Consider the following 23,325-nt stretch of genomic DNA (forward strand, 5'->3'; position numbering starts at 1 on the left):
ACCGCGGGTCGGTCGGCCGGTCGCTGAGGGAGAGAGCGCATATGGGGGCATGGAGACTGCATCCGGCCGAGCGGGTCGCCGAGTACACCGCGGCGGGCTGGTGGGACGGCGAGACCACGGAGTCGCTGCTGCGGGAGCGGGTGCGGGCGCACCCCGGACGGCTCGCGCTCGTCGATCCGCTGAACAAACCGGACCTGATGGGCCGGCCGGTCCGCAGGCTGAGCTGGGCCGAACTCGACGCGGACGTGGACCGCTTCGCGGCCGTGCTGCTGCGGCACGGCATCGGCCAGGGCGACGTGGTGGGGGTGCAGCTGCCCAACATCGTCGAGCTGGTGTCCGTCTACCTCGCCTGCTGGCGGATCGGGGTGATCGTCTCCCCGCTGCCGGTGCAGTACCGCGAGCACGAGACGGTGCAACTGGGCGCACTGGCGGACTTCACGGCGTTCATCACCGCCGAACGGGTCGGCGAGCGGGAGATCGCCGCCGAGGTCGACGGCCTGCGGCAACGACTCCCGCGGCTGCGGCTGCTGCTCGCGTACGAAGCGGCGGGCGGCGAGGGCGAGGGCGACGGCGCGAAGCTCCCGCCCGGGGCGGTATCGCTCGACGCCGAACTGCGGTCGCCGTACGACCCCGCCGACGTCGCCGCGTACACCCGCGAGCACCCCGTCGACCCGAACGACTGCGTCACCATCTGCTGGACCTCGGGCACCGAGAGCACCCCGAAGGGGGTGCCCCGCTGCCACAACGACTGGCTGGCCATCGCCTGGACGTGTCTGGAAGCGCCGAGGATGACGGCGGACGATGTGCTGCTCAACCCCTTCCCGATGGTCAACATGGCGGGTTTTGGCGGGCTCTTCCTGCCGTGGCTGCGGACCGGGTGCGTTCTCGTCCAGCACCACCCGTTCGACCTGCCGGTGTTCCTCCGCCAGATCGCCGAGGAGCACGTCACGTACACCGTCGCGCCCCCGGCGCTGCTGACCATGCTGCTCGCCCGGGAAGAACTCCTCGCGAGCACCGACATCTCGTCACTCACCCGGATCGGCTCGGGCTCGGCGCCGCTCTCCCCGGCGATGGTGCGCGGCTGGCAGGAGCGGTACGGGATCGGCGTCATCAACTTCTTCGGGTCGAACGAGGGCACGGGGATGCTCACCGACCCGTACGACGTGCCGGATCCGGAGGAGCGGGCACGGTACTTCCCCCGGTACGGCGTGCCCGGCGTCGAGTGGTCCACCCGCGGCGCCCGCTGGACGAAGGTGCGGATCGTGGACACCGCGACGGGCGCGGACATCGAGGAGCCGGGCCGGCCGGGGGAGCTGCGGATCAAGAGCCCGCAGGTCTTCGCGGGCTATCTGAAGGGCACCGACCTGCCCAGCCCCTTCGACGACCGGGGATACCTCAGGACGGGCGACGTCTTCGAGATCGCGGGCGATCGTGGTCAGTTCCTGAAGTACGTGGACCGGGCGAAGGACGTGGTGATCCGCGGCGGGATGAACATCGCCCCCGCGGAACTGGAAGAGCTCATCGCCGGACATCCCGCGGTGGCCGAGGTCGCGGTCGTGGGCTATCCCGACGAGGTGCTGGACGAGAAGATCTGCGCGGTGGTCGTGGCCCGCTCCCCGCTCGTGCTGGAAGATCTGGTCGGCTACCTCAAGGAACGGCACATCGCCTCGTACAAACTGCCCGAACGGCTCGAACTCCGTGACGAACTGCCGCGCAACCCCGTCGGCAAGGTGCTGAAACGGGTGCTGCGCGCCTCCGTCGTGGAAGAGGAGAGAACCCATGGACGTTGAGATCGTCGGACGCGCCCTGTCGACCCTGCCGGAGGACGACGACCACCCGTACCGCACCGGCCCCTGGCGTCCGCAGACCACCGAATGGCGGGCGGACGACCTGGAGGTGACCGGCGAGATCCCGGCCGACCTCGAAGGCGTCTACCTGCGCAACACCGAGAACCCGGTGCACCCCGCCATCTCGCTGTACCACCCCTTCGACGGCGACGGCATGGTCCATGTGGTGGGCTTCCGCGACGGAAAGGCCTTCTACCGCAACCGCTTCGTGCGCACCGACGGCTTCACCGCGGAACAGGAGGCGGGAAAGGCACTGTGGGCGGGCATCGCCGAGCGTCCCGCGCTGTCGCTGCGCGAGGACGGCTGGGGTGCGCGCACCCGGATGAAGGACGCCTCCAGCACCGACATCGTCGTCCACGCCGGTCAGGCACTGAGCAGTTTCTGGCAGTGCGGGGACCTCTACCGGCTGGACCCGCTCACCCTGGAGACCATCGGCAAGTCCCCCTGGGCGCCGGACTGGGGCGTCTCCGCGCACACCAAGGTCGACGGCCGCACGGGCGAACTGCTCTTCTTCAGCTACGCCACCGAGGCGCCCTATCTGCGCTACGGGGTGGTCGGCCCGGACAACCGCCTGAAGCACCTCACCGATGTCCCGCTGCCCGGCCCGCGACTGCCGCACGACATGGCCTTCACCGAGAACTACACGATCCTCAACGACTTCCCGCTGTTCTGGGACCCGGCCCTGATCGCCCAGGGCAAGTACGCCTCCCGCTTCCACCGCGACCTGCCGAGCCGCTTCGGGGTCGTCCCCCGCCACGGCACCGAGGTCCGCTGGTTCGAGGCCGACCCGACGTACGTCCTGCACTTCGTCAACGCCTACGAGGACGGCGACGAGATCGTCGTCGACGGCTTCCACCAGGGCTGCCCCGAGCCTGCCGACCCGGGCGGGAAGGGCGTCTACCAGCGGATGTTCCGCTTCCTGGCACTGGAACGGATGGAGACCCGGCTGCACCGCTGGCGGCTGAACCTGGTGACCGGGCAGGCGAAGGAGGAACGGCTCAGCGAGCGCTTCACCGAGTTCGGGATGATCAACCCGAACCTCGGCGGACAGCCGTACCGGTACACCTACGCCGCCACCCAGCGTCCGGGCTGGTTCCTCTTCGACGGCATCGTCCGGCACGATCTGCACACCGGGAGCGAGGAGCGGTACGCGCTGCCCGAGGGCGTGTACGGCAGCGAGACCGCCATGGCCCCGCGCCCCGGCGCGACCGCGGAGGACGACGGCTACCTCATCACGCTGACGACCGACATGAACGCCGACCGTTCCGAATGCCTCGTGTTCGACGCGGCCCGCCTCACCGACGGGCCGATCGCCCGGGTGCGGCTGCCGGAACGGATCTCCAGCGGGACGCACTCGACGTGGGCGGCCGGCTCCGCACTGCCGGGCTGGCGCGACGGGGCGGACGTTCTGTGACGGGCGCTTCGTAGGGGACGGGAGTCACAGGCTGCGGCCGTTCCGGGAGAAGTGCTGGTAGTCGGGGTTGTCCCAGCGGCCGCCCCACTGCCAGCCGATGGCCTGCATGGCGCTGTGCACGACGTCGCCCGGCTGGATCATCCCCGGCACGGACTCCCCGCGGTCGAGGAAGCGCTCGGCGTCGCCGGGGTGGACGTCGCCGTTGACGTCGACATAGGGATTCTCGGCGGTGTTGATGTCGATGGCGTCGCCGTAGGAGTGCTGCGACTGCGTTCCCGGGTCCCCGGTGACCTGGCGGCAGTTGAAGGCAGAGGTGTTGTCGGCCGCCATCGCGGCCTCGTCGTCGCCGTGGAAATCGGCCATCACCTGCATCCGCGCGATGGGGAAGCGGGCGGCGAATGCCTTGGTGAAGACGCCCACCACGGGGTCGACGACGTTCTTGTGGACGATCAGCTCGCCGCGGTGCACCACCCCGTCGTAGCCCCAGTGGTTCATCCGGATCAGCCGCAGGTCGTCCGGCCCCACCGGGCAGCCGGCGCGGTAGGTGTCGACGAGCTTCTCCGGCGGGACGGACTCGACGATGGCGTCGAGGGCCGGTTCCGGCGCGGCGACCGCGGCCTGGGGCCAGCCGCCGAGCAGCGCGGCGATCAGTGCCGGAGCCGCCAGGCGGTGGGCCGTACTTCGAGAAGGACGCATGTGGGGAGGGGTACCAGGCACGGCCGCGGCCAATCGGCTGCGGCAGCCGGGTCGCCCGTGCGGCGCACCGCACCCGGCACCCCCGACCCGAACGGCCCACTGCGCCCAGGCGCTCCCATGACCCGCCGGACGCGCGGTGGTTGACGTGCGGAGCCGATTGCAACACTATTCCACTACTGAACTAGTGAAAGGGTGATGCGGGCGTGATCGAGTACCGCATCGACCGCCGCAGCGGCGTGTCCACGTACCAGCAGATCGTCCTCCAGACCAAGCAGGCCCTACGGCTGGGCCTGCTGCTGCCGGGCGACAAACTCCCCACCGCGCGGGAGGTCGTCGAAGCGACAGCCATCAACCCCAACACGGTTCTCAAGGCCTACCGCGAACTCGACCGTGAGGGGCTGGTCGAACCCCGCCCCGGGCTGGGCACCTTCGTCCGGCGGTCCCTCGCCAGGCCCGGGGCGGAGGCGGACGGACCGCTGCGCGCCGAACTGGTCGGCTGGGTGGACCGGGCGCGCGAGGCGGGACTGGAACGCGAGGACGTCACCGCTCTGGTGGCCTCCGTACTTGAACAGCGCTACGGGACCGGGGCCACCCCGGACGCACCCGCGCGGAACATCGAGGGGGACGCATGAGGGATCCGGCAGAAGACCGGCGGACGGCGGTGGAGGCGGCCGGCCTGGGCATGGGGTACCGGCGGGAGTGGGCACTGCGGGAGTGCGCCTTCCGGATCCCGGCGGGCCGGGTGTGCGGGGTGGTGGGCCCCAACGGCGCGGGCAAGAGCACCCTGCTGGCGCTGGCCGCGGGGCTGTTGCGGCCGACCGAAGGCACCATCCGGACGTTCGGCCGTCACGCGGACGACCCGGAGCAGCGCCACCTCGTGGCCTTCGTCGGCCAGGACAAGCCGCTCTACCCGCGCTTCACGGTCGCGGAGACGCTGCGCCTGGGCCGTGAACTGAATCCGCGCTGGGACGCGGGCCGCGCCCAGCGCGTCGTCGACCAGGGCGACCTCGACCCCGGGGCGCGGATCGGATCGCTCTCCGGCGGCCAGCGCACCCGCGTCGCCATGGCGTTGGCCCTGGGCAAGCGCCCCGAACTGCTGCTGCTCGACGAACCCATGGCGGACATGGATCCGCTCGCCCGCCATCAGCTCATGGGCACGCTGATGTCGGAGGCGGCGGAGCACAGCACCACCATCGTGATGTCCTCGCACATCCTCAGCGAACTGGAGAGCGTCATCGACTTCCTGCTGCTGGTCGACGCCGGCCGGGTGCGGCTGGCGGGTGAGGTGGAGGAGATCGTGCGAGCCCACCGGATCCTGGTCGGCGCGCACACCGGAACCGGAACACCGCTGGGACTGGCCGCCCACAGCGTCATCGAAACGCGGCACAGCGGACGCCAGTTCACCGCACTGATACGTCCCGAAGGGCCGGTCCTCGGCGCATGGCAGAGCAGCGAGCCGACTCTGGAGGAACTGCTCCTCGGCTATCTGCGCTCTCCGCTGGCCCCGTCGATGTGCACCGACAGCGCGCGCGTTCTCGAAACGGCGGTGACGTCATGACGACGGACACACTCGACGCGGCGGCCCCGGTGACGCGGCGGCCGCGGGCCGGCGGACGGCTGCACGGCCTGCTCTGGCTGGTCTGGCGGCAGAACCGGGTCGCGGTCTGGCTGGGCCTGGCCGTGGTGGTCCTCGGCACCGGCTGGCTGCTGACCGAGCACCTCGCCATCGCCGACGGGATGGACACGGCGCGGCGCGCCGGATGCGGCAAGCCGACGGAGTGGCGCAACCCGGGCTGCAACGAGCTGTGGAACGACGTCTACCTCCGCGCTCAGCGCTTCCCGAGCATCGTCCAGCCCGCGCTCGCGCTGCTCCCGCTGCTGATCGGCCTCTTCCTCGGCGCTCCGCTGCTGGCCCAGGAGTACGAGCACGGCACGCTCCGGCTGCTCTGGACCCAGTCCGTCTCGCGAAGCCGCTGGCTCGCCTTCCGGCTGGGCGGTGCCGGCCTGATCGTCCTGCTCGTGTCCGGGTCCCTGGCCGGAGCGGCCGGCTGGTTCTGGCTGACGGACGTGCACCGGGGCTTCTTCACGTACGCCCTGCCGTTCGCGGCGGTCACCTATCCGGTGATCGGCCCGGTGGCGGTGGCCACGGCGCTGTTCGCGCTCGCCCTGGGCGCCGTGGCGGGGATGCTGCTGCGCCGCACGCTGCCGGCGATGGCGGCGACCGGAGGGGCCCTGGCGGCCGTCGAACTCGGTCTGTACGCCCTGCGCCCCCACCTGTATCCCCTCGTCCACACGACCCAGGTCGGCCGGAGCGGCAGAGACTTCTTCCACGTGCCGGAAGGGGCCTGGATGGTGTCGAACGGAACGGTGCTGCCGGACGGTTCGAAGGTCCCGTTCCCGTGCGGAAGCGACCTCGTGTGCCAGGCGTCCCGCACGTTCTACGGCGACTACCACCCGGTCTCGCACCTCCTGCCGATCCAGCTCATCGAGTCCGGGATCCTGCTGCTCGGCACGGCGGCCCTGGTGGCCTTCGCGTTCCACCGGTTGCGGCGCGCGGCCGTCTGACGGTGCCGCCGCATGGCCCACTCCGGCGAGTGGTCGGGCCCCGGTCGCCCCTAGCGTGGCGGTATGGCAGACCAGCACGGTGCGCATGCCAGGCCGCGTTCGCTCTCGGAGCACTGGGGGGCGTTCAAGGTGTCGCCGTTCCTGCCCGCCGTGGTACTGGTCCTCATCCTGGGGGCGGCGGCCGGGCTCTTCGCGGGCTCCTACTGCTACGCCATGGCCAACCCCACTCCGCACCGGATCCCCACCGCCGTGACGGGGGAGTCGGACCAGGGCGAGGCGTTCGTGGCCGGGATGGAGAAGGCGCTCGGCGCCTCGCTCGCCGTGCAGCGTTACCCGACGTACGAGCGGGCGGTCGAGGCCGTCGACGACCAGCAGGCCTTCGCGATCATCGAGCTCGGTCCCTCCGCGGTGCGGCTCGACACCGCGGGGGCGGCCGGTGCGTCGGTCGCCCGGCTGCTGACGACGGCCGCGCCGAAGGTCGGTGCCGCGCTGCACACCCCGGTCACGGTGCGGGACATCAAACCGCTGCAGCCCACCGACCCGCAGGGACTCGCGCTGTTCTACATCTCGCTGGCCGCGGTCATCATCGGCTTCGTCGGGGCGATCCAGCTGAGCGTGCACGCCAGGGCGCTCAACGCGGGGGAGCGGGTCGCCTTCACGGTCGGGTACTCGCTCTTCGGCGGGTTCGTCATCTGCGCGGTGGTGGACTGGCTGCTCGGCGTGCTCGACCTGCCGTTCCCGCAGTCCTGGCTGATCCTGGCGCTGACGATGTTCACCTCGGGCATGGTCTTCACCATGTTCAACACGCTCTTCGGCCGCTGGGCGATGATCCCGACCTGGGGCCTGATGGTGCTCCTCGGCAACCCGTCGTCGGGCGGTGCGGTGTCCTGGCCGCTGCTGCCGTCGCCACTGGGCCGCATCGGCCGGTGGCTGCCGCCGGGCGCCTCGGTCAACGCGCAGCACAACGCCATCTACTTCGCGGGACACCAGTACCTCTTCCCCTACCTGGTGCTCGCCGCCTGGAGCCTGGTGGCCGTGACCGTCTTCCTCGTCTGGCGCCACCGCCACCCGGGCGGCCGGGAGCGCAACCCCGCACACGCCACGGCTCCGGCCGGCGCCTGAGGGCTCGCGGGCCGTCGTAGATCCACTTGCCGTGCGGTCCGCCCGGGTGTGCCCTGGAAGGAGACAGCGGAAGGAGTTCCGTCATGGCCACTGCCTCAGTGGTGCCGGCTCGGCACCACGGCTCGCTCGGAGTCGCCCTGCCCGTCACGCTGGGCGTGATCTACGGCGTCTGGGCGGCGTTCATCGCCCGCGAGAGCGGGCCGCTCACCGGTGGCGACATCGCGCTCGGCGTGGTAGCCGGCGCTGTCGTGGCCGCGCTGTGCTTCGTGCTCGGCAGGACGCAGATGGAGCTGCCGCGCGAGCTGCGCGCCGCGGCCTACGGGGTGCTGACGGGGGTGTCGGTGGGCTTCCTGCACAGCCTGACCGGCGAAAGCATCCTGCGGTGCGTCGGAATGGGCCTCTTCTTCGCGGCCGGGGCGGTCGCCGCCTCGTACTACGTTTTCTATACGCACGAGTCCTGACCGGCGCCAGGCCCGGCGTCCGCCCCCGCGTCGTGCACGCAGCGCGCGACCTGGACCCGGTTGGAGACCTCCAGCTTGGCGAACACGCTCCCGACGTGGGTCTTGACGGTGGCCACACCCATGTAGAGCGACCGGGCGATCTCCGGGTTCGTCAGACCCTCACTCACCGCGATCGCCACCTCCCGCTCGCGGGCGGTCAGCCGGTCCAGCAGGGCGAGCGCCGCGTGCTGCCGTGACGTGTCGGGCGTCGTGGTGACGGCGGCGATCAGTCGGGTGGTCACGCTGGCGGACAGGCTCGGCTCCCCGCGGGCGACCCGCCGGACCGCGAGCACCAGCTCGGCCGGCGGGGTGTCCTTGAGCAGGAACCCCACGGCTCCGTGCCGCAGCGCCGTCAGGACCATCTCGTCGGTGTCGAACGTGGTCAGGATGACGATCCGGGTGCCGCTGCCCAGCTCCCGCAGTCTGCGGGTGGCGGCCAGCCCGTCCATCCGCGGCATCCGGATGTCCATCAGGACGACGTCGGGCAGCGCGCGGGCGACCGCGTCGAGCGCCTCCTGCCCGTCGGCGGCCTCCGCGACCAGCTCCAGGTCCGGCGCTCCGCCCAGGATCATCCGCAGGCCGGCCCGCACCAGCGGGTCGTCGTCCACGATCAGCACCCTGATCCGCGCCGTGGTCACGCCGGCCACGGGAGCCTCGCCCGGACGGCGAAGTGCCCGCCCTCCTCGACCCCGAAGCGCAGCGTCCCGCCCGCCAGCTCGGCGCGCTCGCCCAGGCCCGCGAGACCGACCCCGGCCGAGGTCAGCGGCGCACCGGCCGGGAGTCCGACCGGGTTGCGGACCTCGATGCGCAAGTGGTCCCCGGGTGCCCCCGCCAGCCGCACGGCGACCGCCGTACCCGGGGCGTGCTTGCGGGCGTTGGTGAGGGCTTCCTGCACGATCCGGAAGGACGTCAGTGACAGCGTCCCGGTGATGGCGGACAGGTCGGGGCCGGTCCCCCCGGGCAGCCCCGAGGTGTCGAGCCGGACGACCGAGCCGGCCTCCCGGGCATCGGCCAGCAGCGCCGGCAGCTCGGCGAGCGTCGGCTGGGACCGCTCGGCGCCGGACGGCTGTCCGGACCGCAGCACGCCCAGCACCTGCCGCAGTTCGGCCAGCGCCAGCTGCGCGTTGGTCTGGATGGTCTGGGCGGTGGCCGCGGTCTCGGCCCGGCTGAGGTCCTCGCGAAAAGTCAGCGCCCCGGCGTGCAGGGCCACCAGGGAGATCCGGTGCGCCAGATCGTCGTGCATCTCCCGGGCGATGCGGGTCCGCTCGGCGTCGCGGGCCGCCTGCGCGGCCAGGGCCCGCTCCCGCTCGGCGGTCAGCGCCCGCTCCCGCAGCGACGCGAGGAGTTCGCGCCGGGCGGCGGCGTAGTACCCGGTGGTGACGGCGGCCGCGAAGATCAGCAGGACCACCACGACGTTGCCCGCGACGGGGTAAGCGTGGCTGTCCACGGCGGGGGAGAGCCAGGGGCGGTACAGGCCGGCGGACACCACGGCGCCGGCCGCCGCGAGGGCCCCGACCAGGGCGATCCACCACCGCCGCCGGTAGGTCGCCATCGTGGCGACGGCCAGCGTCATCGCCCCCAGCCCGGCCACCGAGACAGGCGCCAACGCGACCAGCAGGCAGGCGACCGCCAGCGGGTACCGGCGCCGGAGCGGCAGCAGTCCCAGCGCCACCGCACCCAGCAGGAGATCCAGGAGGAGCGCGGCTCCCACGCGGTCCGTCCGCGCCGGGCTCAGCGGCTCGGAGTGCAGCACGGCGGCCTGCACGATCCAGGCGACGGCTCCGAGGCCCGCCGCGAGCAGGTAGCGCCGGACCGGCGCCCGGACTCCGGACGCCGAGGGCACCTTCGCCCGGTCCCGCGGCGGGGGCGGTGGTGTGGTCATGGGCTCAGAGTAGGTGCCGTCCGGCGGTCCGCAGACCCCCCGAAGGGCTCGGTCGTCTCCACCCTGGGGTGGAGCTCCTTCCGCCCCGGAGGGGAGGTTTCCGGGGCGGGGGGCCCGCAGTGTTGCCCTCACCGAACACAGCCATGCGGACGAGGAGCGGGAATATGAGTACGCACAGACGGAGGGCCGCAGCGACCGGGATCCTGTTCATCCTGGCAGCGGTCACCTCCATCATCGGCCTTCTGCAGTACGCGCCGATCCTGGATCACACCGGGTACGTCGTCGAGGGGTCCGCGCAGGTGGGCAGGGTGGCATCGGGCGCGCTGCTGGAGCTGACGTGTGTCTTCTCCATCATCGGCACCGCGATTCTCATGTTCCCCCTCCTGAGGAAGCGAAGTGAGACCGCGGCGCTCGGATACGTCTGCTTCCGCCTGCTCGAAGCCGCGATCATCGTCGTCGGAATCATCAGCCTGCTCTCGGTGATGACGCTCGGTCAGGAGTTCTCCCGGGCCCAGTCCCCCGACGCCGCCGCGTACCTGACCGCGAGCAGGCTGCTGGTGGCGCAGCACGACTGGTCGTTCCTGTTCGGGCCCAATCTGGCGCTGGGCCCGAGCACGTTGATGATGGGCTGGTTCCTGTACCGGTCCCGACTCGTTCCGCGCTGGATCGCGGCCCTGGGCATCGTCGGAGGGCCGCTGATCCTCGCCTCGGGCGTGCTGGTCCTGTTCGGTGTCTACGAGCAGATCTCCGTGTGGGGGACCGTGTGCGCGCTTCCGGTGTTCCTCTACGAGATGACCCTGGCGGTCTGGCTCGTTGCCAGGGGGTTCCGCCCCGCCGGGCCGGCTTCCCTGCCGGCCCGGTAGGTCAGTCGGCCCCGGTCACCGGCGTCTCGCCGGAGCCGCGGACGATGAAACGGGTCAGCAGGATCACCGAACGCGGTGCGGAGCGGTCGCCGTCGATCCTCGAGAACAGCAGGTTCGCCGCGGTGCTGCCGAGGGCCACCGGGTCCTGACTCACCACGGTCAGCGGTGGGCTGAGCCGTTCCGCGAGCGGGAAGTCGTCGAAGCCGACGAGCGCGATCCGTTCGAACAGGCCGCCCTCGGCCTGGCCGAGACCGTCCATGACGCCGATGGTGATCAGGTCGTTGCTGGTGAACAGCGCGGTCGGCGGCCGGCGCAGGGCGCGCAGCTGCGCCAGCGCCGCGGCCGCGTCGGGCTGGGAGCGCAGTTCGTGCCGGACCAGTTCGGGATCCTCCGCCACGCCCCGGGCCGCCAGTGCCTCCTGATAGCCGGCGTAGCGCTCGCGCTGGGTCCAGATGCCGAACCGGTCGCCGAGGTAGGCGATCCGGGTGTGCCCGTGGTCCAGCAGGTGGGTGACGGCCCGGTTCGCCCCGTCGCGGTTGTCGACGGTGACGGTGTCGACCGCCAGGCCCTTGGCCGGGCGGTCGACACACACGACCCGGGTGCCGCCCTCCATGGGCTGCTTGAGGAATCCGTGACTGCCGATGGTCGGCACGAGGATCAGGCCGTCGACCTGCCGGGCGCAGAACGCCGCCACGACCTCCTGCTCCCTGCGCGGCTCGTCGTTGGTGCTGCCGACCAGGACCAGGTACCCGCGCCGGTGCGCCTCGTCCTCCACGGACCGGGCCATCAGGGCGTAGAACGGGTTCGCCAGATCGTCCACCACCAGTCCGATGGTGGACGTCCCCAGGTTCTTCGAGCGCAGGTTCCGGGCGTTGTCGTTGCGCTGGTAGCCCAGCTTCCGCACCGCCTGCTCGACTCGGGCCGTGGTGTCCGGGGACACGGCCGACTCGCCGGATATGACACGGGAGACCGTCATGGGGCTCACTCCCGCGGCGCGGGCCACGTCCTTCATCGTCGGGCGCTTCACGGGCCTCCTCATCGACGGGCCCCGGTGCGGTGCCGGACCCGTCGCGTGGTTGATGGCCGGCGGGACCCTCCGCACTCCCCGCGTGCGGTCCGGGCACCGGCGGCGCCAACGTTACCCACCCCTGCCGCCCGAGACGGGGGCGGGACCGGATGAGCAGCCCCGGCCCCGCCCCCGTCCCCGGTCCGGCGGTCAGCAGGCGGACTTGTAGAAGTACTTGGTGATGCTCGGGTCGGTCATGTTCGCCTTGGTGATGGCGACCATGGGAGTGCCGATCTGGGCGGTCACCTTCTTGCCCTCGATGGCGGCCAGTGCCTGGTCGACGCCCTGGGTGCCGATGCCGGCCGGGTCCTGCGCGACCAGGACGTCCAGGGTGCCGTTCTTGAGCGCGGTGATCTCGTCGGGTTCGGCGTCGAACGCGGCGACCTTGACCTTGCCCTGCCTGCCGGCGGCCTGCAGTCCGGTGGACACCCCCTGGGCGGTGTTGGTGTTGCCCGCGAAGACACCGCCGAGGTCGGGGTGCGCGGCGAGGGTCGCCTGGATCTGCGACGCGGCCGTGGCCGGCAGGTCGTTGTCGTACAGCACAGGGAGCAGCGTGATCGCGGGGTGGTTGCCCTGCATCTCCTCGGTGAAGCCCTTGATGCGGGCGTCGGTGGTGGAGACACCGGGCTTGACACTGATGACGATGGCCGAGCCCTTGTCGCCCATCAGTTGGGCCAGGGCCTTGGCCGCGGCCTTGCCGCCGGCCTCGTTGTCGGAGGAGATCCGCGAGACGCCCACCGAGGCCTCGGTGACCGAGGTGTCCACGAGCACGACCTTGGTGCCCGCGCTCTGGATCTGCTGGAGCGAGGGGGTCAGCGCCGTACTGTCCACCGGGGATATCAGCAGGCCGTCCGGGCGGGTGGCGGCGACGGAGTCGATGATCGGCCGCTGTACCGCGACGTCCCACTGCGCCGAACCGTTGATCTTGAGGTCGACGCCGACCTTCGCGGCCTCGGCCTGGGCGGCGCACGCCATCGTGATGTAGAAGGGGTCGCTCTTGACGCCGGTGATCAGTTGGAGGGTCTTCTTCCCGGAACCGGCTGACCCGCTGTCGTCGCTGCAGCCGGCGGTGGTGGCCAACACGGCCAGCACCGCGCAGCATCCGGCGAACTTCATGGCTCTGTGCATGGCGGAGATCCTTCTGTGAGGGTTCGGCCCGAGCGGGGGGTTGCGTTCGGCGCGCGGTCAGCCGCGGTCGCGGCTGCGCCTGCGGAACTGGTCGAGGTAGACGGCGAGGACCAGGACCACGCCGATGGCGACGTCCTGCCAGTACTGCTGGACGCCGATGATGATCAGGCCGGTGGTCAGGACCGCCGGGATGAAGACCCCGATCACCGTGCCGAGTACCGATCCGCGGCCGCCGAAGAGGCTGGCGCCGCCGAGCACCACCGCGGTGATGACCTTGAGGTTGTCGGTGGAGTGGCCGGCGATGGACGTGGTGCCGAAGTAGGCCAGCCACATCACACTGCCGAGTCCCGCCAGCAGTCCGGCCAGCGCGTAGACCAGGATGAGATGGCGGTCCACCGCGATGCCCACCCGGCGCGCGCCCTCCGCGTTGGAGCCGATCGCGTAGGTGTAGCGGCCGAACCGGGTGTAGGCGAGCACCAGGCCGAACACGACGGTGGTGCCGAACGCGATGACCACCAGCCAGGGGATCTGCCCGAAGAGCTTGCCGAACCCGATGGTGTGCTGCAGTTTGCCCGAGACGGCCCCGGTGAGGTCCTGCCCGCCGGTGATGATCTGGGCGAGGCCCAGGGCCGCGCCGAAGCCGCCGAGTGTGACGATCAGCGGGGGCACCTTGGCCTTGGCCACCAGCAGCCCCTGCACCGCGCCCCACACCAGTCCGGTGGCCAGGGCTATCAGCGCGCTGACGGTGATGGTGCCCCAGCCCGACGCGGCGCCACCGTGGTGCACGGTGTACTCGCCGGACAGCACGGCCGCCAGGACGAGCACCGAGCCGACGGACAGGTCGATCCCGGCCACGATGATGACGAAGGTCATGCCGACGCCGAGCACCAGGTAGATCGCGGCGTTGGTGGCTATCTGGGTGATGTCGTACGGGGTGAGGAAGGTGTTCGGCGCGGCGATGGTGAAGAAGGCGACCAGGAGCACGAGGACGCCGAACGTCCAGGCCTCGTTGACCGCCGCGAGGCGCTGGGCCCACCCCGGTACGGTGATCCGCTTCCGCGCGGGCGCGTTGTCCGGAGCGGTTACCGGGTCCGCGGCCGCCGTCTTCTCCAGCCGCGGCCCGTCTGATTCCGTCATGTTCCGTCCCGACATCTCCGGCTTCACGCCCCACCACCGTTCGCCGCCGGGTCCAGTGCCCCGGTCATCGCGCCGACCAGTTCCTCGACCGATGACTGCGCGGCGGTGAACCGCGCGACCCGGCGGCCCAGCCGCAGTACCTCGACGCGGTCCGCCACCGACAGCACCTCGGGCATGTTGTGGCTGATCAGGACGACGGCGATACCGCGGTCCCGGACGCGCCGGATGGTGTCGAGCACCCGACCGCGCTGCACCACGCCGAGGGCGGCGGTCGGTTCGTCCATGAAGATGATCCGATTGGCGAAGGCGACCGCCCTGGCCACCGCGACCGACTGGCGCTGGCCGCCCGACAGGGAGGCGACGGGGACGTTCACGTCCCGCAGGTCGACCCCGAGTTCGGCGAAGGCCGTGACGGCCGACCGGCGCATCGCCGCCCGGTCGAGCACGTGGAGCCGTCCGAGCAGGCCGCTGCGGAACAGCTCCCGGCCCAGGTGCAGATTGGCCGCCGCGTCCAGGTCCGGCGCGAGCGCCAGGTCCTGGTAGACGGTCTCGATGCCGTACCGCCGGGCGTCCAGGGGGCTGGTCAGCCGCACCGGCGCGCCGTCCACCAGGATCTGCCCGCCGTCCGGTCTGATGGTGCCGGACAACGTCTTGACCAGAGTGCTCTTCCCGGCGCCGTTGTCGCCGATGAGTGCGACGACCTCACCGGGCCAGGCGGTGAAATCAGCACCCTGGAGAGCCTGGACATGACCGAAGTGCTTGGTCACCCCCCGCGCCTCCAGGAGTGGTTCTGCCATCGGGAAACCTCCCCGTGCCTTGGTAACGTTCTCAGCGATTCCCGGATTGTGGGCGTGGCCTGATGATGTGTCAATACTCCGCGCACAGGTGCCTTTCGGCCCTCCGGTACCGGACAGGCCCGTGTTTTGCGGCGTGGTGGGCACTCTTGACACGCCATCAGGGACACGTCAAGAATCCTCTTTTGATTGATAACGTTCACATGCACTTCGAGCATCCTCCGTGCCTTCAGGACGCTGGCCTCGCGGGCGAGCGGCCTTCCCCACGACAAGGTGGTCCTCCGTGCTCCGATCGCATTCCCTCCGGCACCGCGGTGCCCCCGGCGCCAATCCGCCTCCCGGCCGGCCCACCCCGTTGCTGAGATTCGGGACGGCCCTCTCCTGTCTGCTGCTGACCGCGGTGGGCGCGGTCGCCCTCGCCGCACCCCCCGCGCTGGCCGCGGTGGCGAACCCGACCCAGTACGTCGATCCGTTCATCGGCACCGATGACAGCACCGCGCCCAACCCGGTGCCGGGCGGCGCCGGCGGAAGCACCTATCCGGGCGCGGTGGTCCCGTTCGGCGGGGTCCAGCTGAGCCCGGACACCCCGACCGCCTCGCCGTCCGGCTACCGTGCCTCGGACACCACCGTCGAGAGCTTCAGCGCCACCCACTTCGACGGGGCGGGCTGCTCGAACAACGAGGACCTGCCGATGCTCCCGATCACCGGAGCGCTGGGCACCTCGCCGGGTACCGGGTGGACCGGCTACGCGTCCGGCTACACCAAGGCGAACGAGTCCGCGGCGCCCGGCTACTACAAGACCCGGCTGGACAAGTACGCCACCAACGTCGAGCTGACCGCGACCACCCGCACCGGCATGGGCAAGCTCACCTACCCCGCCGGCACGGCCTCCAAGCTGCTGATCAACACCAGTCGCAGTGCCACCGGCAACCGCAGTGGGTCGGTCCAGATCAGCGGCTCGGAGGTCTCCGGCAGCGTCACCGCGGGCGGCTTCTGCGGCTCGTCGAAGACGTACCAGATCTTCTTCGACATCCGCTTCGACAAGGCCCCCACCGGGTTCGGTACCTGGAGCGGCGGGACGGTCACCGCGGGCTCGGCGAGTGCCAACGGCACCAACACCGGCGCCTATGTCACCTTCGACACCACGGCCGCCCAGAGCGTCCAGTTCAAGGTCGCGCTGTCGTACGTCAGCGTCGCGAACGCGAAGACCAACCTCACCACCGAGAACAACGGCTGGGACTTCAACGCCGTGCGCACCGCGGCGGACACCTCCTGGAACCAGATCCTCAACCGGGTCCAGATCCCCAGCGGCGGCGCCACCGAGCTGCTGAAGTTCTACACCGCCCTCTACCACGTCTTCCAGAGCCCGAACATCTCCAGCGACGTGAACGGCGACTACCGGGGATTCGACGGGGCGGTGCACAACTCCGCGCGCCCGGTCTACCAGAACTACTCCGGCTGGGACATCTACCGTTCCTGGGCGGCCCTGATCGCGCTGATCGCGCCGACCGAGGCGAGTGACATCGCCAAGTCCATGGTCCTCGACGGTCAGCAGGGCGGCCTGCTGCCCAAGTGGTCGCAGCAGACCAACGAGGACTTCGTGATGACGGGCGATCCCGGGCCCATCATCGTGAGCAGCATGTACGCCTTCGGCGCCCGGGACTTCGACACCGCCGCCGCGCTGGCGCTGATGGAGAAGTCCTCCAACGGCGGCACCATCCAGGGCACCGCGATCCGCGGCCGGCAGTCCACGTTCACCAGCCTGCACTACATCAACGGCGACCCGTCGGACTCGCTGGAGTACTCGGCGTCCGACTTCGCCACGGCGCAGTTCGCCAAGTCGCTGGGCGACACGAGCAGCTACAACACGCACATGACGCGCGCCCAGTGGTGGCGCAACACCTACAACCCCGAGTCCGGCTTCGTCCACCCGCGCAACAGCGACGGCAGCTGGCCCTGGCCCCTGGACCCGGCCAGCCAGTCCACCTTCACCGAGGGCAACGCGGCCCAGTACACCTGGATGGTCACCTACGACTTCGCCGGCCTCGTCAACTCGATGGGCGGCCGGCAGACCGCCGTACAGCGTCTGGACCACCACTTCACCGAGGTCAACGCCGGGCAGAGCCGGCCGTACTACTACATCGGCAACGAGCCGGAGCACGGTGTGCCGTGGGCGTACAACTACGCCCGGCACCCGTCCGGCGCGTCGGACGCGGTGCGCAAGGTGATGACCGAGTCGTTCACCACCGGGCCGGGCGGACTGCCCGGCAACGACGACCTGGGCGCGACCTCCGCCTGGTACGTCTGGGCCGCGCTCGGCATGTACCCCGCGACCCCCGGCGCCGACACGCTCGCCGTGCACGGCCCGACGTTCCCCTCGATCACGATCCAGCGGGCCGCGGGGGACATCACCATCAACTCCTCGGGCTCCGGCAGCTACGTCCAGGGCCTGAGCGTCAACGGCGCCGCCACCGGGCACAGCTACCTGCGCTACCCGGACGTGGCGGGTGGCGGGACGCTGAACTACACGATGGGCGGAACGCCGAGCGCGACGTGGGGCACCGGCGCCGCTGACGTGCCGCCGTCGTTCCAGGACGGCGCGACCTCGGTCCCCGCCGCTCCCGAACTGGGCGCGAACCTGGCCCTGGGCAAGCCGGTGACCAGCTCCGCGGCCCCCTGTGCCGCGGCCGAGTCGGTGGACAAGGCCGTCGACGGCTCGCTGAGGAGCAACAGCAAGTGGTGCACCAACACGGCGCCACCGACGGTGCAGGTCGATCTCGGCTCCGCGCAGTCGGTCTCCTCGTTCGTCGTCAAGCACGCCGGACTGGGCGGCGAGAACACCGCCTGGAACACCGGCGCGTACACGATCCAGACGAGCACCGACGGCACGACGTGGACCGCCGCGGCGACCGTCACCGGCTCCCGGTCCAGCAGGACGTACAACGCGGTCTCCGCCCGGCAGGCGCGCTACGTCAGGCTGACCGTCAACACCCCCGGAAACACCGGGGCGACCGCGACGCGGATCTACGAACTGGAGGTCTACGGGGGCGGCAGCGGCGGCCCGAGCAATCTGGCGCTGAACCGGCCCGCCACCGGGTCGGTCTCCTGCAACACCACCGAGACGCCCGACAAGGCGGTCAACGGCAGCGTCTCCGGGGGCAACACCGACAAGTGGTGCTCGGGCGCCACCGGGACCAGGACGCTCCAGGTCGACCTCGGCGCGTCGCACGCGCTCAGCTCCATCACCGTGCGGCACGCCGGCGCGGGCGGGGAGTCGGCCGGCTGGGACACCAAGGACTTCGATCTGCAGGTCTCCGCGGACGGCACGACCTGGACCTCGGTGGCCCAGGTGCGCGGCAACACCTCCGACGTCACGACCAACTCGTTCACCGCCACCGCCCGCTACGCCCGTCTCGCCGTCATCACGCCCACCCAGAACACCGACACCGCGGCCCGGATCTACGAATTCGAGGTCTACGGCACCTGATCCACCTCCCTCCGCCGATCACCCCCTCCCGGTGGTCACCTTCCCGGGCCCGGTCGCGTCCGGTGTGCTGGCATAGGAATTGAACACGTTCAATGTTATGTTCTCCGTCATCGCACCAGAGATGACGTACGAGGTGGGGGCAGCATGAGCGTGCACACATTCGCCGGCTGGACACGGGCGTTCGAGGCGGAGACCGAGCGCCGGCGCGCGCAGGGCGAACCGGACTGGGCGGGCGGCGCGAGCCTGCCGGGACCGCTCACCCGCAGCCTGCAGCGCTTCCAGGTCGGCGAGGACGGCGACGGAGCGAACCTGATCCGCAAGGCCGACGAGGCCGGCGACCGCGAGTACGCCGCGGCGGTGCGGCTGTTCGTGGCGGAGGAACAGAACCACGCGCGACTGCTCGCGCTGCTGCTCGGCGCGGGCGGCATGCCGACCATCGCGGCCCACTGGAGCGACTCGGCCTTCGTCCGGCTGCGCCGCCTGCTGGGCCTGCGCCTGGAGTTGATGGTCCTGATGATCGCCGAGGTGGTGGCCCTGCGGTACTACCGGGCTGTCAGCGAGGGTGCCGGGGACCCGCTCGTGAGCGAGGTCGCGGCGCGGATCCTGGCCGACGAGCGGCGGCACGTCCCCTTCCACTGCCTGCGGCTGCGGGAGGCGCTCGGCGTGCTGCCCGGGGCGCTGCGCGTCCTGGTGCTGGCCAGCTGGCGGCTGCTGCTGCTCGGTGCCACCGCCGTCGTCGTCTGGGACCACGGCCCGGCGCTGCGCCATCTCGGCGTGCCGCGCCGCCGGTTCGTCGCCGATGTCATGCGGTCGTCCACGGACGTCGTCGCCGACATCCTGGGCGCCCGGTCGTTGCAGCCGTCCGGCGCGGCGCCCGCGCGGACGCGGGACCGGGCGGCGGCCTCGCCCGGCCGTGCCGCCTGATCGCGGCTTCGCGTCCGGGGCTCCCGCCCGAGCCCGAGGACATCGGCATAGGTTAGGCTAACCTAAGCAGATGTCGGGCAGGGTGAGGAGCAACCCGTGCAGTATCAAGAGCTGGCCGGCCGAACGGCATTGGTCACCGGCGCCGGCCAGGGCATAGGGGAGAGCGTCGCCCGTGCCCTCGCCGACCGCGGCGCGACCGTCGCCGTGGCGGACCGGGCGCCCGAAGGACTGGAGCGCCTGCGGTCCTCGTACGAACCGGGCACCATCGCGGCCTACCCGCTCGACGTCACCGACCGCGCGGCCGTGGACGCCGCCTTCGCCGACATCGAGAAGAACGTCGGCCCGCTGGCCATCCTGGTCAACGTCGCCGGGATCCTGCGACCCGCCCCCGTCGTCGAACTCACCGACCAGGACTGGGCCGACACCTTCGCCGTCAACACCACCGGGGTCTTCCACACCTGCCGCGCCGCCGCCCGCCTCATGGTGGAGCGGCGCGGCGGGTCCATCGTGACCGTGGGCTCCAACGCGGCCGGCATCCCGCGGACGGGCATGGCCGCGTACGCCGCGTCCAAGGCCGCGGCGGCGATGTTCACCAAGTGTCTGGGGCTCGAGCTGGGACGCAGCCAGGTGCGCTGCAACGTCGTCTCGCCGGGCTCCACCGACACCCCCATGCAGCGGCAGTTGTGGTCCGGGCCCGAAGCCCCGGACTCGGTCCTCGACGGCGATCTCGCCTCGTACCGCACCGGCATTCCGCTCGGCCGCCTCGGCGATCCGTCCGACGTGGCCGAAGCCGTCGCGTTCCTGGTCTCCGACCGGGCGCGCCACATCACGATGCACGACCTGTACGTGGACGGCGGCGCGACCCTCCGCTGACGGAGCGTCCTCCCGCCACACCTGCCACCAGGCCCCCGCGCGCACCCGAGAGTGCGCGCTCTCCGCCTGCCTCCTGCCTGACACAGAATCGGAGCACCCCGTGACGACGGCACACGATGTCGCGCCCCATCCCGCCCCCCGCCGCACCGCGACGGCACACCCCGCCGTCGGAGCGGCCACGGCCCTGCTCGACGCCTACACCCCGGGTGACAACCGCTTCTTCGCCTCCCCCACTCGTACCCTCCTCGCACACGGCACGCGCGCGGTGGTCCCGCACGACGACCGCCCCCTGCCGGAGCGGGTCGCCGCGACCCTGGAGGCCCAGCGCGCCGCCGGCAACCTCGCCCCCCTCGTTGTCGGCGCCATCCCCTTCGACCAGCACGCGCCGAGCGCCCTGACTGTCCCCGAGACCGTCCGCTGGTCGTCCCCCCTGAACGAGGACCCGCTCATAGCCCTGCCCGCGGAGGCCCCCGGCGCCCGCGTGTGGGACATCCGGCCGGTGCCCGAACCCGAGCAGTACGGGGCGGCCGTCGCGAACGCGGTGGAGCGGCTGCGCCGGCACGAGTTCAGCAAGGTCGTGCTCGCCCGCACCCTGGAGCTGGAGTCGACCGAACCCGTCGACGTACCCGCCCTGCTGCAGCGCCTGGCCCGCCGGGACGCCGGCGGCTACACCTTCGCCATGCCCACGGGACCCGGCCGCGCCCTGCTCGGCGCCAGCCCCGAACTCCTCGTCAGCCGGCGCGGCAACCAGCTCATCGCCAACCCCCTCGCGGGATCCGCGCCGCGCAGCCCCGACCTGGCCGAGGACGTCCGCAGGGCCGCCGCCCTGCTCGACTCGGCGAAGGACTCGCACGAACACGCCGTCGTCGTCGCGGCCGTGAGCCAGGCGCTCGCCCCGTACTGCGTGGACATCGACGTACCCGAGATGCCCACCCTCGTACGCACCGCCGCGATGTGGCACCTGTCGACGACCGTCACCGGAGTACTGCGGGACCAGCGGACGTCCGCCCTGGAGCTCGCCTGCGCCCTCCACCCCACCCCGGCGGTCTGCGGTACGCCGACCGCCACCGCGCGCGGCGTGATCGAGGAACTCGAACCCTTCGACCGCGGCTTCTTCACCGGCATGGTCGGCTGGGGCGACGCCACGGGCGACGGCGAATGGGTCGTCACCATCCGGTGCGCGGAGGCCGAGGGCAGCATGCTGCGCCTGTACGCGGGAGCCGGCATCGTCGCCGCCTCCACACCCGGCGCGGAGACCGCGGAGACCGCCGCCAAGTTCGGTACGTTCCTGCACGCCGTGGGAGCCGATCTGTGAGCACCGCGACCCCCGGCGGCTTCGCCCCCTGGCCCGCCGCGTACGCCGAGCGCTACCGCGCCGCCGGCTGGTGGCGCGGGGAGACCTTCGGACAGATGCTGCGCGACCGGTCCGCCGCCCACCCCGACCGCGTGGCGATCGTCGACGGCGACCGCCGGTGGACCTACCGGGAACTGGACGAACGGGCCGACCGGCTCGCCGCGGGCCTCCTCGGGCAGGGCATCGGCAAGGACGACAAGGTCGTCGTCCAGCTCCCCAACACCGCGGAGTTCTTCGAGATCGTCTTCGCCCTCTTCCGGATCGGCGCGCTGCCGGTCTTCGCGCTCCCCGCGCACCGGGAGAGCGAGATCCGCTACTTCTGCGAGTTCACCGAGGCCGTCGCCTATGTGATCGCGGACGTGCACGCGGGATTCGACCACCGCACGCTCGCCGCCAAGGTCCGTGCCGACGTCCCCACCCTGCGGCACGTGTTCGTGGTGGGGGACCCCGGCGAGCACACCTCCCTGGCCGGCATCGCCCAGGAGCCCGTCGACATCCACGGCGGGCCGCGACCCGACGACCTCGCTTTCCTGCAACTGTCCGGCGGCAGTACCGGTATCCCCAAGCTCATCCCGCGCACCCACGACGACTACATCTACTCGCTGCGCGGATCGAACGACATCTGCGCGATCGACGAGGACAGCGTCTACCTGTGCGTCCTCCCGGCCGCCCACAACTTCCCGCTCAGTTCACCGGGCACGCTCGGCGCGCTGTACGCGGGCGCGCGGGTGGTGCTCTGCCCGCGATCGGACCCCGACACCGCCTTCCCGCTCATCGAACGCGAAGGCGTCACCGTCACCGGCCTCGTCCCGCCCCTCGCACTCCTGTGGATCGAGGCGGCCGAACGGGGCGGATACGACCTGAGCAGCCTGGAAGTGCTGCTGGTGGGCGGCGCGAAGTTCAGTGAGGAGGCGGCCCGCCGGGTACGGCCCGCCCTCGGCTGCACGCTCCAGCAGGTCTTCGGCATGGCGGAGGGACTCGTCAACTACACGCGCCTCGACGACCCGGAGGAGGTGATCGTCACCACCCAGGGCCGGCCCATCTCGCCCGACGACGAGATCCTCATCGTGGACGGCGAGGACAACGCGCTGCCCCCCGGCGCCACCGGCCATCTGCTGACCCGCGGCCCCTACACCATCCGCGGTTACTGGAACGCGCCCGAGCACAACGCCCGCTCCTTCACCGAGGACGGCTTCTACCGCACGGGCGACGTGGTGCGCAGGACGGAGAGCGGGCACCTCGTCGTCGAGGGCCGCGCCAAGGACCAGATCAACCGCGGCGGCGAGAAGATCGCCGCCGAGGAGGTCGAGAACCACCTCCTCGCCCACCCCGCCGTCCACGACGCCTCGGTGGTCGCCGTTCCGGACCCCTACCTCGGCGAACGCACCTGCGCCTACGTCATCCTGCGCGCCGGCGCCGAGCCCCTGAAGGCGCCCGCCATCAAGAAGTTCGTCCGGGAGCGCGGTCTCGCCGCCTACAAGGTCCCCGACCGCGTCGAGTTCGTCGACGCGTTCCCGCAGACGGGGATCGGCAAGATCTCCAAGCGGGACCTGCGCGCCCACGGCGGCGCGTAGCCGGCCCCCGGCGATGGGGGGCCTGGCACCACCATCGCCGGGTGTTCAACCCCACTGACCTGGCCGTCCTCCTGTCGCAGACTCGTGCATGTCAGTCCA

The 23,325-nt window shown here is 71.4% G+C and carries 20 protein-coding genes; 13 read left to right on the top strand and 7 right to left on the bottom strand.

Translation table 11 applies throughout. The features are described 5' to 3' along the window. The first annotated feature begins 41 nt into the window (after nt 1-41). Entirely contained in the window at nt 42-1,790 is a 1,749-nt protein-coding gene (locus O3X23_RS34210) for a class I adenylate-forming enzyme family protein (RefSeq protein ID WP_269276395.1), read from the top strand. Continuing rightward, the gene (locus O3X23_RS34215; RefSeq protein WP_269276396.1) at nt 1,780-3,261 is read left to right on the top strand and encodes a carotenoid oxygenase family protein; all 1,482 of its coding nucleotides are present in this window, start codon (nt 1,780-1,782) and stop codon (nt 3,259-3,261) included. Before O3X23_RS34210 ends, O3X23_RS34215 begins: the two co-directional genes overlap by 11 nt. 24 nt (nt 3,262-3,285) lie before the next feature. Here the strand turns inward: O3X23_RS34215 and O3X23_RS34220 are convergent, their stop codons facing one another. Further along, on the bottom strand, nt 3,286-3,957 hold the full coding sequence (locus O3X23_RS34220; protein WP_269276397.1) for a M15 family metallopeptidase: 672 nt from the start codon (nt 3,955-3,957) through the stop codon (nt 3,286-3,288). A 203-nt stretch (nt 3,958-4,160) separates the two neighbouring features. Here O3X23_RS34220 and O3X23_RS34225 point away from each other — a divergent pair, with 203 nt between their 5' ends. From O3X23_RS34225 to O3X23_RS34245, 5 genes are all read left to right on the top strand, one after another. After that, nucleotides 4,161-4,589 carry a GntR family transcriptional regulator gene (locus tag O3X23_RS34225; RefSeq protein WP_269276398.1) on the top strand — a complete coding sequence of 143 codons (429 nt, stop codon included), beginning with the start codon at nt 4,161-4,163 and terminating at the stop codon, nt 4,587-4,589. Then, complete coding sequence (locus tag O3X23_RS34230; protein ID WP_269276399.1) at nt 4,586-5,515, top strand: ABC transporter ATP-binding protein; 930 nt, start codon at nt 4,586-4,588, stop codon at nt 5,513-5,515. The genes O3X23_RS34225 and O3X23_RS34230 overlap by 4 nt, the downstream gene beginning before the upstream one ends. Beyond that, nucleotides 5,512-6,522 (top strand): ABC transporter permease subunit, encoded by a 1,011-nt coding sequence (locus tag O3X23_RS34235; RefSeq protein ID WP_269276400.1) that lies wholly within the window; start codon nt 5,512-5,514, stop codon nt 6,520-6,522. Before O3X23_RS34230 ends, O3X23_RS34235 begins: the two co-directional genes overlap by 4 nt. Before the next feature lie 63 nt (nt 6,523-6,585). Further along, complete coding sequence (locus O3X23_RS34240) at nt 6,586-7,644, top strand: ABC transporter permease (RefSeq protein ID WP_269276401.1); 1,059 nt, start codon at nt 6,586-6,588, stop codon at nt 7,642-7,644. A gap of 83 nt (nt 7,645-7,727) precedes the next feature. Continuing rightward, complete coding sequence (locus tag O3X23_RS34245) at nt 7,728-8,105, top strand: hypothetical protein (RefSeq protein WP_269276402.1); 378 nt, start codon at nt 7,728-7,730, stop codon at nt 8,103-8,105. Here O3X23_RS34245 and O3X23_RS34250 read toward each other — a convergent pair. Beyond that, entirely contained in the window at nt 8,087-8,782 is a 696-nt protein-coding gene (locus O3X23_RS34250) for a response regulator transcription factor (protein ID WP_269276403.1), read from the bottom strand. The genes O3X23_RS34245 and O3X23_RS34250 overlap by 19 nt on opposite strands. Further along, on the bottom strand, nt 8,779-10,026 hold the full coding sequence (locus tag O3X23_RS34255; RefSeq protein ID WP_269276404.1) for a sensor histidine kinase: 1,248 nt from the start codon (nt 10,024-10,026) through the stop codon (nt 8,779-8,781). Before O3X23_RS34255 ends, O3X23_RS34250 begins: the two co-directional genes overlap by 4 nt. Nucleotides 10,027-10,190: 164 nt before the next feature. On the opposite strand from O3X23_RS34255, the gene O3X23_RS34260 reads away from it, so the two are divergent. Continuing rightward, nucleotides 10,191-10,889: a DUF4386 domain-containing protein gene (locus tag O3X23_RS34260; RefSeq protein ID WP_269276405.1), complete on the top strand. Its 699-nt coding sequence runs from the start codon at nt 10,191-10,193 to the stop codon at nt 10,887-10,889. Nucleotide 10,890: 1 nt separating this feature from the next. On the opposite strand, the gene O3X23_RS34265 is transcribed toward O3X23_RS34260, so the two are convergent. The 4 genes from O3X23_RS34265 to O3X23_RS34280 all read right to left on the bottom strand — a co-directional run bounded on the left by O3X23_RS34265 (nt 10,891) and on the right by O3X23_RS34280 (nt 15,017). Beyond that, the gene (locus tag O3X23_RS34265) at nt 10,891-11,916 is read right to left on the bottom strand and encodes a LacI family DNA-binding transcriptional regulator (protein ID WP_269276406.1); all 1,026 of its coding nucleotides are present in this window, start codon (nt 11,914-11,916) and stop codon (nt 10,891-10,893) included. Nucleotides 11,917-12,105: 189 nt separating this feature from the next. Then, nucleotides 12,106-13,083: an ABC transporter substrate-binding protein gene (locus O3X23_RS34270; protein ID WP_269276407.1), complete on the bottom strand. Its 978-nt coding sequence runs from the start codon at nt 13,081-13,083 to the stop codon at nt 12,106-12,108. A 57-nt stretch (nt 13,084-13,140) separates the two neighbouring features. Then, nucleotides 13,141-14,220: an ABC transporter permease gene (locus tag O3X23_RS34275; protein ID WP_269276408.1), complete on the bottom strand. Its 1,080-nt coding sequence runs from the start codon at nt 14,218-14,220 to the stop codon at nt 13,141-13,143. A 23-nt stretch (nt 14,221-14,243) separates the two neighbouring features. Further along, nucleotides 14,244-15,017, bottom strand: a complete 774-nt coding sequence (locus tag O3X23_RS34280) for an ATP-binding cassette domain-containing protein (RefSeq protein ID WP_269276409.1) — start codon at nt 15,015-15,017, stop codon at nt 14,244-14,246. Nucleotides 15,018-15,297: 280 nt separating this feature from the next. On the opposite strand from O3X23_RS34280, the gene O3X23_RS34285 reads away from it, so the two are divergent. From O3X23_RS34285 to O3X23_RS34305, 5 genes are all read left to right on the top strand, one after another. Continuing rightward, complete coding sequence (locus O3X23_RS34285) at nt 15,298-18,501, top strand: GH92 family glycosyl hydrolase (RefSeq protein WP_269276410.1); 3,204 nt, start codon at nt 15,298-15,300, stop codon at nt 18,499-18,501. Nucleotides 18,502-18,645: 144 nt separating this feature from the next. Beyond that, complete coding sequence (locus O3X23_RS34290; protein ID WP_269276411.1) at nt 18,646-19,425, top strand: ferritin-like domain-containing protein; 780 nt, start codon at nt 18,646-18,648, stop codon at nt 19,423-19,425. A gap of 96 nt (nt 19,426-19,521) precedes the next feature. Next, complete coding sequence (locus tag O3X23_RS34295; RefSeq protein WP_269276412.1) at nt 19,522-20,298, top strand: 2,3-dihydro-2,3-dihydroxybenzoate dehydrogenase; 777 nt, start codon at nt 19,522-19,524, stop codon at nt 20,296-20,298. Nucleotides 20,299-20,398: 100 nt separating this feature from the next. Further along, entirely contained in the window at nt 20,399-21,613 is a 1,215-nt protein-coding gene (dhbC, locus tag O3X23_RS34300) for an isochorismate synthase DhbC (RefSeq protein WP_269276413.1), read from the top strand. Continuing rightward, a complete protein-coding gene (locus tag O3X23_RS34305) occupies nt 21,610-23,226 on the top strand; it encodes a (2,3-dihydroxybenzoyl)adenylate synthase (RefSeq protein WP_269276414.1) in 1,617 nt (538 codons plus the stop codon). Before dhbC ends, O3X23_RS34305 begins: the two co-directional genes overlap by 4 nt. The last annotated feature ends 99 nt before the right edge of the window (nt 23,227-23,325 follow it).

The sequence above is a fragment of the Streptomyces sp. H39-S7 genome (genome assembly GCF_027158205.1).
Lineage (GTDB): Bacteria > Actinomycetota > Actinomycetes > Streptomycetales > Streptomycetaceae > Actinacidiphila.